The following is an 11,794-nucleotide window of genomic DNA, read 5'->3' on the forward strand; positions in this document are numbered from 1 at the left end:
CCCGGGCGCTACGGCAGCGGCAGCCACTCGGTCGACGTGGTCACCTCGGCCAGCGCGTCGGGCAGCGGCTCGACGCCCAGGCCGGGGCCGGTGGGCACGGGCAGGTGGCCGTCCCGCAGCACGAACGGCTCGGTGATGTCGGCCCGGTAGTAGCGGTCGGAGGCGGAGGTGTCGCCGGGCAGGGTGAAGCCGGGCAGCGCGGCCAGCGCGACGTTGGCCGCGCGGCCCAGGCCGCTCTCCAGCATCCCGCCGCACCACACCGGCACGCCGTGCGCGGCGCACACGTCGTGCACGCGGCGGGCCTCCAGGTAGCCGCCGACCCGGCCGGGCTTGACGTTGACCACCGAGCACGCGCCGAGCCGGATCGCGTCGGCGGCGGCGCGGGCCGAGGTGATCGACTCGTCCAGGCACACCGGGGTGCGGATCGCGCGGGCCAGGTCGGCGTGCCCCAGCAGGTCCTCCTCGTCGAACGGCTGCTCGACCAGCAGCAGGCCGAACGGGTCGAGGCGGGCCAGGTGCCCGGTGTCGGCGCGGGTGTAGGCGGTGTTGGCGTCGACCTGGAGCAGCACGCCGTCGCCGAACCGCTCGCGCACCGCGCGCACCGGCTCGACGTCCCAGCCGGGCCGGACCTTCAGCTTGATCCGGACGTAGCCGGCGTCGAGGTAGCGGGTCACCTCGTCGAGCAGCTCCGGCACGGAGTCGGCGATGCCCACCGACACCCCGCACGGCACGCGGTCGCGCACGGCGCCCAGCTCGCGCGCGAACGACCGGCCCGCGGCGCGCAGCTCGGCGTCCAGCACCGCCGTCTCCAGCGCCGCCTTCGCCATCCGGTGCCCCTTGAACGCGGCCAGCGCGGGCGCGACGGCGGTCGCGTCGGCCACCCGCGCGGCGGCGGGCACGAGGTAGGTCCTGAGCACGTGCTGCGCCGCCTCGACGTACTCCGACGAGTAGAGCGGGTCGGCCAGCGCGACGCACTCGCCCCACCCCTCCGCCTCGTCCGTGACGGCCCGCACCAGCAGGATGTCGCGGGTCGTCTCGCTGCCGAACGAGGTCCGGAACGGCGCCACCAGCGGCATCCGGACCCGGCGCAGCTCCACCCCGGTCAGCTTCACGGCCCCTCCACCAGGTACCCGTCGGCGCGGTCGAACCCGACCACCCGGCCGCCGGCCGCCAGCAGCGGCGCGAGGGCCGCGCGCACCGCCCGCCGCCAGTCCCCGGCCGCCTCCGGGGTGGCGGCGCGCAGGGCGGCCACGTCCGGCGGCACGGGCACCCGGGCGGTGCCCGCGGGCGGGGCGGCCGGTCCGGGCAGCGGCGCGCGGACGTCCCAGCGGACCAGCACCCGGTCGCTCTCGTCGTCGGCGTTGATGCCGTCGCGCATGGAGCCGTAGAAGTCGGGCAGGTACTCCACGACCTCCGCGCCGAGCTTGGTGAGGTTGAAGTGGGCGTTGCGGCTGACCAGCGGGTCGAACGTCCAGGTGATCGCGGCGACGCCGCGCGCCGCCGCCCACGCCCGCTGGTGCAGCTTCAGCGCGTACCCGACGCCGCGGCCCAGGGCGGTGGGCGCCACACCGGTGATGTGGCTGTGCAGGACGGCCTCGGCGGGCGGGCCGAAGAACCCGGCGGCGGCGCCGACGAGCGCGGTGCCGTCGTACGCGCCCGCCACGTAGTTCCCGGCCTTGGTCAGGGCGCGCATCAGCTCGGTGGTGATCGGCGGGTTCGCCGGGTCGGGCCGCCAGACGCCGTCGAACAGCCGCTGCACGGCGGCGAGGTCGGCCAGGTCGGTCAGCGCGCGGACCCGCACCCCGGCCGCGCGGGCGGCGGCCTCCGCCTCGGCGACGGGACCGGTCGCCACGTCGCGGGTCCCCGGACCGGTCGCCAGGCCGGTCCTCATGCCGATCACCGCGCCGGTCGCCGGGTCGTGCCCCGCGCCGGTTCCCGGACCGGTCACCACGCCGGTCCGGGAACCGGTTGCCGGGTCGGTCACCCCTCCGCCAGCAGGTCGGCGATCAGGGCCGCCACCAGGGCCGCGCGCGGGGCCAGTTCGTCCACCAGGACGTGCTCGTCGTCGGCGTGCGCGCCGCCGCCCACCGCGCCGAGGCCGTCGAGGGTGGGTGTGCCGACGCCGGCGGTGAAGTTGCCGTCCGAGCCGCCGCCGACGGCCACGCCCTCCAGCGGGGGCAGGCCGAGGCCGGCGGCCACCCGGGACGCGCGGTCGAACAGGGCCGCGGAGGCGGTGCGCGGCAGCGGCGGGCGGTTCGGGCCGCCGACGACCTCCAGGACCGCGCCGTCGAGCACCGGGCGCAGGGCGCGCACCGCGGCGTCCACGCGCTGCTGCTCGGCCGCGTCGCGGGCGCGCACGTCCACCTCGAACTCCCCCGCCGCGGGCACCGTGTTGGCCGAGCTGCCGGCGGAGAGCAGGGTCGGCGTGACCGTCGTGCCGCGCTCCGGGTCGCCCAGCGCGGCCACCGCGAGCACCTGGTGGGCCAGCTCCACGCTCGCGTTGACGCCGCGCTCGGGCTCCAGGCCGGCGTGCGCGGCCCGGCCGGCCACCCGCACCAGGTACCGGGACACGCCCTTGCGCTCGACCTTGAGCGCGCCGCCGGACGCGGACGCCTCCAGCACCAGGGCCGCCGCGCAGCCCGCCGCCTCGGCCTGGATCAGCTCCCGCGAGGACGGCGAGCCGATCTCCTCGTCCCCGGTGACCAGCAGCGTCACGCCGGTGCGGTCGGGCAGGGCGGCGAGCGCGTGGAACGCGGCCACCAGGCCGGCCTTCATGTCGAAGGAGCCGGGGCCGCGCAGCACGCCGTCGCGCACGGTGGCGGGGTGGGTGGCGAGCGAGCCGATCGGCCACACCGTGTCGTGGTGGCCGAGCACCAGCACGCGCGCCGGCCCGTCGCCGAACCGCCAGCGCAGGTGCGTGCGGCCGTCCAGCACGATCCGCTCGGGCTCGACGCCCAACCGCCCGGTCCCGATCCCGGTCACGAGGTCGGCGCTCGCGGCCACGGCCGCCAGGTCGCCCGACGGCGACTCGCAGGCCACCAGTTCCCCGATGTCGGCCAGCATCGCGGGCAGCGCGGCCCGCAGGTGTGCGACGAAGTCCACCCGAGGCAGCCTAGGGGTTCGCCACCCCCTCGCGGTCGGCTTCGCGGCGACTCCCGGGCCCGGCCGATGCCGTCACGCCCCGGCGAGGCGCCCGACCGGCCGCAGGGGAGGCAGCGACCGGTGCGTGTGCCGCCGCGCCGCCAACCGGTAGACGTGCTCGTAGCGGGCGGCCATCCGGTCGACGTCGAACCGCTGCTCGGCGGCGGCGCGGCAGGCGGCGGGGTCCAGCTCGCCCACCCGGCTCAGCGCGGCCACCAGCCCGTCGTGGTCGTCGCAGACGAACCCGGTCACGCCGTGCGCGACGACCTCCGGCACCGAACCCCGGCGCAGCGCGACGACCGGCGTGCCGCACGCCATCGCCTCCGCCATCACCATCCCGAACGGCTCGTCCCACTGGATCGGGAACAGCAGGCAGCGGGCCGCGCCGAGCAGCGCGAGCTTCTCCTCCCGGTCCACCTCGCCCAGCCACTCGACGTCGCCGGACCCCAGCAGCGGCTCGACCACCCGGTCGAAGTACTCCCGCTCCTCCGGGTCGCGGCACTTGGCCGCGATGCGCAGCCGCACGCCCGCCGCCGAGGCCGCCGCGACCGCCTCGGCGATGCCCTTGTCCGGGCTCACCCGCCCGAGGAACAGCGCGAAGTCCTCCTTGTCCCGCCGGCACGGCACGGTCCGCACGGGGATCGCGTTGTGCACGGTGCCCGTCCAGTCCAGGTGCGGCGCCAGGGCGCGCTGCGCGTCGGAGATGGCGACGAGGTGCACGCTGCCGCCCAGCCGCCGGTAGTACTCGCCCAGGTCGCCGGTGACGAGGCCGTGCACGGTGACCACGGTCGGCACCGGCCGCGCGCGGGCCTGGAGCGGGCCGGCCAGGCTGTGGTCGTGCACGACGTCGACGTCGAGGTCGGCGAGGATCTCGGGCAGCGCGGCGGCGTGCACCACCTCCGGGACGGCCTGCCCCAGGCGCTCGTGCTGCGGGTGCGGCGTGGTGGCCACGAAGTCGGCGGCCGTGCCGTTGCGGCCCACGCCGATCAGCGTGACCGCGTTGCCGCGGGCGACCAGCCGGTCCACGAGGTCGGCGCACACCGACTCGATGCCGCCGTAGGCGGCGGGCGGCAGCTCGAACCACGGCGGGGCGACCACGGCGACGCGCACGGTGTCCATCAGTCCCGCCTCCCGCCGGCCGGTTCGCGGATCAGCTCGACGTCGTCGGGCAGGCCGGAGACCTCCACCTCGTCGCCGTCGACGCGCAGCGACACGCGGGTGCCCGCGATCGGCACGCCGTCGAGGACCAGCGGCCCGACCGACGCCGGCAGCACGGGCGCCAGCCACACCCGGCGGCGCGGCGCGTGCGGCTCCACGCGCAGCAGCACGCGCAGCAGGTGCACCGGGGTGGCCGCCGCCCACGCCTGCGGCGAGCACGAGGTCGGGTACGGGACGGGCCGGCTGAACTCGGCGCGGTCGAAGCCGCACAGCAGCTCGGGCAGCCGCCCGTCGAACGCCCGCGCCGCGTCCAGCACGGCGGTGGCGACGCGCTGGGCGTGCTCGACGAAGCCGTACCGCATCAGCCCGGCCGCCACGAGCGCGTTGTCGTGCGGCCACACCGACCCGTTGTGGTAGCTCATCGGGTTGTAGGCGCCCATGCCGGTGGCGAGCGTGCGCACGCCCCAGCCGGAGAACATCTCCGGCGACAGCAGGGAGTCTGCGACCCGCTCGGCCTTGTCGTCGTCGACGATGCCGCTCCACAGGCAGTGGCCCTGGTTGGAGGCGAGGGCGTCCACGGGCCGCTTGTCGCCGTCCAGGGCGATCGCGAAGCGGCCCAGGTCGGGCAGCCAGAAGCGCTCGTTGAACGCCTCCTTCAACCCTGCCGCGCGGTCGCGCCACCGGCGTGCGCCGTCCGGGTCGCCGAAGTCGTCGCACAGGCAGGCCCGCGCCAGGTAGGCGGCGTAGGCGTAGCCCTGCACCTCGCACAGCGCGATCGGGCCGCGGGCGATGCTGCCGTCGGCGAAGTTCACCCCGTCCCACGAGTCCTTCCAGCCCTGGTTCACCAGGCCGCGCCCGGTGGCCCGCTGGTACTCCACGAACCCGTCGCCGTCGCGGTCGCCGTACCGCTCGACCCACTCCAGGGCGCGGTCGGCGTGCGGGAGCACCGCCTCCACCTGCTCGCGGCCGACGCCCCACCGGGACAGCTCGCCCAGCAGCACGACGAACAGCGGCGTGGCGTCCGCCGTGCCGTAGTAGACGTTGCCGCCGCCCAGGGCCAGCGAGGCGTCCGCGCCGAAGCGCATCTCGTGCAGGATGCGCCCCGGCTCCTCCTCGCTCTCCGGCTCGACCGCGGCCCCCTGGTGGTGGGCCAGGGTGCGCACGGTGCCCAGCGCCAGGTTCGGGTCGATCGGCAGGGCCATCAGGGAGGCCAGGATCGAGTCGCGGCCGAACAGCGTCATGAACCACGGCGCGCCCGCCGCGACGGCGGTGTCCTCGGGGCGCTCGGGGTCGAAGATGCGCAGCGCGCCCAGGTCCTGACCGCTGCGCCGGAGGGTCGCGACGAGGCTCGGGTTGCCCGCGTAGCGCAGCAGCGGGCCGACCTCGCGCCACCGCCGGGCGCGCTGGACGGGCAGCGACTCGTCGATGGGCCTGCCCGGCGGGAACATCGGCTCGACCGGCTCGCCGTCCACGACCGGCTGCACGGTCACGCACGTCGACCACTCGCCCTTGGGCGGGATCACCACCCGGAACGCGAGCGCGGACCGCGAGTACTCGGCGCCGTCCGCCCGCACCCGCACGCCCCGGCACCGGCCGTCGAGCAGCCGGTGCAGGCGCAGCCCGTCGTCGGAGACCTCCGCGCGGTGCTCGCCGCGCTCGCGCACCCGGCCCTCCTTGACCTCGAAGAGGTCGGCGAAGTCGGCCGCGACCGCGAGCGTCACCACGTGCGTCGCGGTCTCGCGGCCGAAGTTGCGCAGGACGAGGTCCTCCCGCATCCCCGAGCCGACGTAGCGCTCGCGGCGCACGAGCAGGGTGCTCTCCGCGCCCTGCCGCGCCGACCGGCCGCGACCGACGAACGTGGCCCGGAACGGGTCGGGGTCGAGGGTGGTGATGTGCTCGACCGGGACGCCGTCCACGCGCAGCCGCCACCCGGACACGATGCGGGTGTCCTGGAAGAACGCGCCCTGCGCCGCCGCGCCGTCCACCTCGCCGTCGCCGCCGCACACGCAGAACGACGTGCCGTGCACGAGCGTGACCGTGCTGGGGGCCAGGGTGACCGGCTCGCCGTCGAAGGTCCAACCGCCCTCCGCCATGCGCGCCTCCTCGGGGCTGGGCAACGGGGTCCGGCCCAGGTCGGGTGCCACCCGGGCCGATCGCCAAACACCACCCATCCCGCCGGGGGATGCCACGGACGGCGCAACGCGCGTTCACTCGGACGGCCGATCAAGATCGGCCGTCGGGCCGTCGATGATCGGGGTGGACGACGCGGTACCGCTGCGGTGAGCACCGGAGCGTCGTTCCCACTCCCCCTCGAACCGCGCCGCCGCGCTCCTGTGTCCCCCGTGCCCGGGTCACGCCCGGCGAGCCCCTGCGGCGGGTGCGCCTGCGCCGGGAACCGTCGTCACGCGTCGTGCGCGTCGAGGCGGACGACCGGTCACCCGACCCGCCGGTGCCGGGCGCGTCCAGGCACGGCGCGTCGCGCGGTCGGAGGGGTCGTGGCGGTCGCCGCCCTGGCCACGGCCCGGGATGCGCGCCGCGACCGCGGGGCGGCACGGTGTGGGCCGGTGTCGACCGCACGACCGGGTGACCCACCTTTCGGGTGACGCGGAGTAGTTGCACGGTGCCGGCCGGGGCCGTACGGTCGAGGTGGGTCGACGTCCACACGTCCGTTCGCGCGGAGCGACGATACGGGTTGAAACACGAGCTCGGTTGCCGGTTCTCGTGGCTTGCCGAGAGGTGCCCCATGTCCGATGCCCACCCCGTGACCGCCCCCACCCTCCGCACCCTCGAACACGACGACATCCCGGTCGTCGCCGTGGCCGGCGAGATCGACGCCTCCACCGCGCACCCCGTCCGGGCCCGGTTGGCCGCCCTGCTCGACCGCCGGCCGTCCGGTCTCGTCGTGGACCTGTCCGACGTCGGCTTCATCGGCTCCACGGGCCTGCAACTGCTGCTGGAGGCCGTCCTGCGCTCCCGGCGGCAGGGCACCGCGCTGGTGCTGGTCGCCGCCCACCGCGCGGTGCTGCGCCCGCTGGAGATCACCGACCTGCACCACGCGGTCGCCGTGCACCCGTCGGTCGAGCAGGCCCTGGCGGCGGTGCGCGACCGGCTCGCCGGCGGTGGCGCGCAGCTCCCGCCGCCGCGCCACCGGCAGCGGTGACGGCCCGGCGGGCGTGACCGCTCGGGGCTGAGCGCCCGGGGCCGCCGGCTCAGCCCTCCAGCAGTTCGCCGACCTGCACGCGGAAGTGGAACGTGGACGTGCGGCCGTCCACGACCACCACGTACGAGTCCTCACCCACCCGGATGACCTGACGCGAGCGCACCGACCACGGGTAGGCGGGCACGTGCTCGCGCGCCAGCCTCAGCGCCTCGGCGCGGGCCGCCTCGCGGTCCGCCGAGGCCCAGGTGTGGGACAGCTTCCACTCCCGGCCCTCCCCCATGCCCCGCGCTTCCTCCAGGAGCACCCACCACCGCGTGTCGTCCACGTCACTGGGACGCCCACCGGTCGGGCCGGGTTCCGTCAACGCGGCGTCAAGGTCCCGGTCACGGGTGTCAAGGAGGCGTCAGGCCGCCCGGCGCGGCCCCCGTCCCGATGCACTCTTCCGGGCGTCGCGGTCCCGCGAACGGGGGACCGCCCGAGGCGTCTGGAAGGAGCACGCCCATGGCCGACCTGGCCTACGCGTCGCTGCTGATCGGGGTGTTCGCGCTGCTGGCGCTGACCGTGCGCGGACTGGAGCGGTTGTGAGCGGCACCGGGGTGGTGGCGAACGCCGTCGGCGGCGTGCTCGCCCTGCTGCTGCTCGGGTACCTGTTCGTCGCCCTCGTCCGGCCGGAGAGGTTCTGATGTCCCCGACCGCGGCCGGCCTGCTCCAGGTCGGCCTCCTGCTCCTCGCCCTGGCGGTCGCGCACCGCCCCTTCGGCGACCACCTCGCCCGCACCTACACCGACCGGGAGCACCTGCGGGTCGAGCGGGTCGTCTACCGCGCGGCCCGCGTCGACCCCGACTCCGAGCAGCGGTGGGGCACCTACGCCCGGGCCGTGATCGGGTTCTCGTTCGTCGGTGTGGTGCTGCTCTACGCGTTGCAGCGCGCGCAGTCGCTGCTGCCGTGGGACTTCGGGCGCGGGGACGTGCCGCCGGCGACGGCGTTCAACACCGCGGTCAGCTTCGTGACGAACACGAACTGGCAGTCCTACGTGCCCGAGACCACCCTGGGGCACGCCGTGCAGGTGGTCGGCCTGACGGTGCAGAACTTCGTGTCCGCCGCCGTGGGCATGGCCGTCGCGGTCGCGCTGGTGCGCGGGTTCACCCGCGAGCGCACCGACCGGTTGGGCAACTTCTGGGTCGACCTGACCCGCGGCGTCGTGCGCGTCCTGCTGCCGGTGTCGTTCGCGTTCGCGGTCGTGCTGGTGGCGGCGGGCGTGGTGATGAGCCTGCGGTCCGGGGTGGACGTGGACGGGCAGGTCGTCGCCACCGCGCCGGTCGCGAGCCAGGAGGCGGTCAAGCTGTTGGGCACCAACGGCGGCGGCGTGCTCAACGCCAACTCCGCCCACCCGTTCGAGAACCCGAGCGGCTGGTCCAACCTCGTGCAGGTCTTCCTGGTCCTGCTGATCCCCGTGTCGCTCACCCGCGCGTTCGGCACGATGGTCGGCGACCGCCGGCAGGGGCACGTGCTGCTCGGCGTGGCCGGCGCGCTGTGGGGCGCGGTGCTGGCGCTGGTCTGGGCGGCGGAGGCGAACGGCCTGCGGCCCCTGGAGGGCAAGGAACTGCGCTTCGGCATCCCGTCGAGCGCGTTGTTCGCCAACACCACCACGGCGACGTCGACCGGCGCGGTGAACTCGATGCACGACAGCTTCACCGGCCTGGGCGGCGGCGGTCTGCTGCTGAACATGCTGTTCGGCGAGCTGACGCCCGGCGGCGTGGGCACCGGCCTCTACAGCATCCTCGTGATGGCCGTGATCGCGATGTTCCTGGCGGGCCTCATGGTCGGCCGCACGCCGGAGTACCTGGGCAAGAAGCTGGGCCGCCGCGAGGTGACGGCCGCCGCGGTGTCGATCCTGGCCGTGCCGACCGTGCTGCTCCTCGGCGCGGGCGTGACCGCGGTCCTGCCGTCCACGCCGGGCGCGCTGGCCAACCCGGGCGAGCACGGCCTGTCCGAGATCCTCTACGCCTACGCGTCGGCGGCGAACAACAACGGCAGCGCGTTCGCCGGGCTCACCGCCACGAGCGACTGGTTCCAGGCGTCGCTGGGCGTGTGCACGGCCCTCGGCCGGTTCGTGCCGATCGCCGCCGTGCTGTGCCTGGCCGGTTCGCTGGCCGCGCAGCGGCGGGTCCCGGCCACCGCGGGCACGGTGCCCACGACCGGTCCGCTGTTCGCGACGCTGCTGGCCGGGGCGATCGTCCTGGTCGCCGCGCTCACCCACGTCCCCGCCCTCGCCCTCGGTCCCGTCGCGGAGGCCCTGCTGTGACCACCACCAGAGACCGTCCACTCCGGACGGTTCACCCGACGTCCCCCCGCCCGGTCGCGGCCGGCGCGTTCCGCCCGCGGCAGCTCCTCGCGGCGTTCCCCGACGCGCTGCGCAAGCTCGACCCGCGCCACCAGCTGCGCAACCCGGTGGTGTTCGTGGTCTGGGTCGGCTCGGCCCTCGTCACGGTGTTCGCCGCGACCGACCCGAGCGCCTTCACCGTCTCCGTGGCGGTGTGGCTGTGGCTGACCGTGCTGTTCGCGAACCTGGCCGAGGCGGTCGCCGAGGGGCGCGGCAAGGCACAGGCCGACTCGCTCCGGCGGGCCAAGACCGACGCGGTCGCCCGGTTGACCGACGGCCGCACCGTGCCGGGGACCGACCTGCGGGTCGGCGACCTGGTGGTCGTCGAGGCGGGCGAGGTGGTGCCGGGCGACGGCGACGTCGTCGAGGGCGTCGCCACCGTGGACGAGTCGGCCATCACCGGCGAGTCCGCGCCCGTGGTCCGCGAGTCCGGCGGCGACCGGTCCGCGGTGACCGGCGGCACGACCGTGCTGTCGGACCGGGTCGTCGTGCGCATCACCGCCGAGCCGGGCGAGACGTTCGTGGACCGGATGATCGCCCTGGTCGAGGGCGCGCGGCGGCGCAGGACGCCGAACGAGGTCGCGTTGACGATCCTGCTGTCCACGCTGACGATCACCTTCCTGCTCGCGGTCGTGGCGCTGCAACCGTTCGCGGTGTACTCGGGGGGCGAGCAGTCGGTGGTCGTGCTGACCGCCCTGCTGGTGTGCCTGATCCCCACCACGATCGGCGCGCTGCTGTCCGCCATCGGCATCGCGGGCATGGACCGGCTCGTGCAGCGCAACGTGCTGGCCACCTCCGGCCGGGCCGTGGAGGCGGCCGGCGACGTGGACACGCTGCTGCTGGACAAGACCGGCACCGTCACGTGGGGCAACCGGCGCGCCACCGGGCTGGTCCCCGCGCCCGGCGTGCCGCTCGACGTCCTGGTCGACGCGGCCCGGCTGTCGTCGCTGGCCGACGACACGCCCGAGGGCCGCAGCGTGGTCGAGCTGTGCGCCGCCGAGCACGGCCGGTCGCCCGGGGCCACCGCGCACGAGAGGACCGGCGAGTTCGTGCCGTTCAGCGCGCAGACCCGGGTGAGCGGCGTCGACCTCGACGGCCGCCGCACCCGCAAGGGGGCGGCGAGCGCGTTCACCCTGGACGAGCCGGTGAGGGCGGTGGTCGACGGGATCAGCGCGGCCGGCGGCACCCCGCTGGTGGTCGCCGAGGACGACGTGGTGCTGGGCGTCGTCCGGCTCTCCGACGTGGTCAAGCCCGGCGTGGCGGAGCGGTTCGGGCAGCTGCGCGCGATGGGCATCCGCACCGTGATGGTCACCGGCGACAACCCGCTCACCGCCCGCGCCATCGCCGCCGAGGCCGGGGTCGACGACGTCCTCGCCGAGGCCAGGCCCGAGGACAAGGTGGCGCTGATCCGGCGCGAGCAGGAGGGCGGCCGGCTCGTCGCGATGACCGGCGACGGCACCAACGACGCGCCCGCGCTGGCCCAGGCCGACGTCGGCGTCGCGATGAACACCGGCACCTCGGCCGCCAAGGAGGCCGGGAACATGGTGGACCTCGACTCCGACCCCACCAAGCTCATCGAGGTCGTGGAGATCGGCAAGCAGCTGCTGGTCACGCGGGGCGCGCTGACCACGTTCTCGCTGGCCAACGACCTGGCCAAGTACTTCGCGATCCTGCCCGCGATGTTCGCCTCGGTGCACCCCCAGCTCGGCCGGCTCGACGTCATGCACCTGGCCTCGCCGCAGTCCGCGATCCTGTCCGCGGTGATCTTCAACGCGCTGGTGATCGTGGCGCTGATCCCGCTGGCGCTGCGGGGCGTGCGCTACCGGCCGTCCGGCGCCGCCGCGCTGCTGCGGCGCAACCTGCTCGTCTACGGGCTGGGCGGCGTGGTCACGCCGTTCGCCGGCATCTGGTTGATCGACCTCCTCGTCCGCCTCGTCCCCGGGATCGCCTGA

The 11,794-nt window shown here is 75.6% G+C and carries 11 protein-coding genes; 5 read left to right on the plus strand and 6 right to left on the minus strand.

The features are described from left to right. Positions 1-8: 8 nt before the first annotated feature. The 5 genes from menC to ACR807_RS13505 all read right to left on the minus strand — a co-directional run bounded on the left by menC (position 9) and on the right by ACR807_RS13505 (position 6,392). Entirely contained in the window at positions 9-1,112 is a 1,104-nt protein-coding gene (gene menC, locus ACR807_RS13485) for an o-succinylbenzoate synthase (protein WP_438921620.1), read from the minus strand. Continuing rightward, positions 1,109-1,891, minus strand: a complete 783-nt coding sequence (locus ACR807_RS13490; protein ID WP_438921641.1) for a GNAT family N-acetyltransferase — start codon at positions 1,889-1,891, stop codon at positions 1,109-1,111. The genes menC and ACR807_RS13490 overlap by 4 nt, the downstream gene beginning before the upstream one ends. An 89-nt stretch (positions 1,892-1,980) precedes the next feature. Next, entirely contained in the window at positions 1,981-3,063 is a 1,083-nt protein-coding gene (locus ACR807_RS13495; RefSeq protein WP_438921642.1) for a M20 family metallopeptidase, read from the minus strand. Between the two features lie 111 nt (positions 3,064-3,174). Further along, a complete protein-coding gene (locus tag ACR807_RS13500) occupies positions 3,175-4,260 on the minus strand; it encodes a glycosyltransferase family 4 protein (protein ID WP_438921621.1) in 1,086 nt (361 codons plus the stop codon). Beyond that, positions 4,260-6,392: an amylo-alpha-1,6-glucosidase gene (locus ACR807_RS13505; protein WP_438921622.1), complete on the minus strand. Its 2,133-nt coding sequence runs from the start codon at positions 6,390-6,392 to the stop codon at positions 4,260-4,262. Before ACR807_RS13505 ends, ACR807_RS13500 begins: the two co-directional genes overlap by 1 nt. Positions 6,393-7,042: 650 nt before the next feature. Between ACR807_RS13505 and ACR807_RS13510 the strand changes: the two genes are divergently transcribed. Then, positions 7,043-7,459 (plus strand): STAS domain-containing protein, encoded by a 417-nt coding sequence (locus ACR807_RS13510; protein WP_438921623.1) that lies wholly within the window; start codon positions 7,043-7,045, stop codon positions 7,457-7,459. A gap of 49 nt (positions 7,460-7,508) precedes the next feature. Here the strand turns inward: ACR807_RS13510 and ACR807_RS13515 are convergent, their stop codons facing one another. Continuing rightward, positions 7,509-7,784: a hypothetical protein gene (locus ACR807_RS13515; RefSeq protein WP_438921624.1), complete on the minus strand. Its 276-nt coding sequence runs from the start codon at positions 7,782-7,784 to the stop codon at positions 7,509-7,511. A 107-nt stretch (positions 7,785-7,891) separates the two neighbouring features. On the opposite strand from ACR807_RS13515, the gene ACR807_RS13520 reads away from it, so the two are divergent. The 4 genes from ACR807_RS13520 to kdpB are packed head-to-tail and all read left to right on the plus strand — an operon-like array spanning position 7,892 to position 11,794. After that, the gene (locus ACR807_RS13520; protein WP_438921625.1) at positions 7,892-8,044 is read left to right on the plus strand and encodes a hypothetical protein; all 153 of its coding nucleotides are present in this window, start codon (positions 7,892-7,894) and stop codon (positions 8,042-8,044) included. After that, positions 8,041-8,142, plus strand: a complete 102-nt coding sequence (kdpF, locus tag ACR807_RS13525) for a K(+)-transporting ATPase subunit F (protein WP_438921626.1) — start codon at positions 8,041-8,043, stop codon at positions 8,140-8,142. Before ACR807_RS13520 ends, kdpF begins: the two co-directional genes overlap by 4 nt. Then, positions 8,142-9,764: a potassium-transporting ATPase subunit KdpA gene (gene kdpA / locus ACR807_RS13530; RefSeq protein ID WP_438921627.1), complete on the plus strand. Its 1,623-nt coding sequence runs from the start codon at positions 8,142-8,144 to the stop codon at positions 9,762-9,764. Before kdpF ends, kdpA begins: the two co-directional genes overlap by 1 nt. Continuing rightward, positions 9,761-11,794, plus strand: a complete 2,034-nt coding sequence (gene kdpB, locus ACR807_RS13535; RefSeq protein ID WP_438921628.1) for a potassium-transporting ATPase subunit KdpB — start codon at positions 9,761-9,763, stop codon at positions 11,792-11,794. Before kdpA ends, kdpB begins: the two co-directional genes overlap by 4 nt.

Source organism: Saccharothrix sabaoui (assembly GCF_051756985.1).
Lineage (GTDB): Bacteria > Actinomycetota > Actinomycetes > Mycobacteriales > Pseudonocardiaceae > Actinosynnema.

Coding starts and splice junctions, on each gene's coding strand:
- ACR807_RS13500 (WP_438921621.1), bottom strand. CDS start 4,260: ATGGACACCGTGCGCGTCGCCGTGGTCGCCCCGCCGTGGTTCGAGCTG.
- ACR807_RS13495 (WP_438921642.1), bottom strand. CDS start 3,063: ATGCTGGCCGACATCGGGGAACTGGTGGCCTGCGAGTCGCCGTCGGGC.
- kdpA (WP_438921627.1), top strand. CDS start 8,142: ATGTCCCCGACCGCGGCCGGCCTGCTCCAGGTCGGCCTCCTGCTCCTC.
- ACR807_RS13520 (WP_438921625.1), top strand. CDS start 7,892: ATGCACTCTTCCGGGCGTCGCGGTCCCGCGAACGGGGGACCGCCCGAG.
- ACR807_RS13510 (WP_438921623.1), top strand. CDS start 7,043: ATGTCCGATGCCCACCCCGTGACCGCCCCCACCCTCCGCACCCTCGAA.
- ACR807_RS13490 (WP_438921641.1), bottom strand. CDS start 1,891: ATGAGGACCGGCCTGGCGACCGGTCCGGGGACCCGCGACGTGGCGACC.
- ACR807_RS13505 (WP_438921622.1), bottom strand. CDS start 6,392: ATGGCGGAGGGCGGTTGGACCTTCGACGGCGAGCCGGTCACCCTGGCC.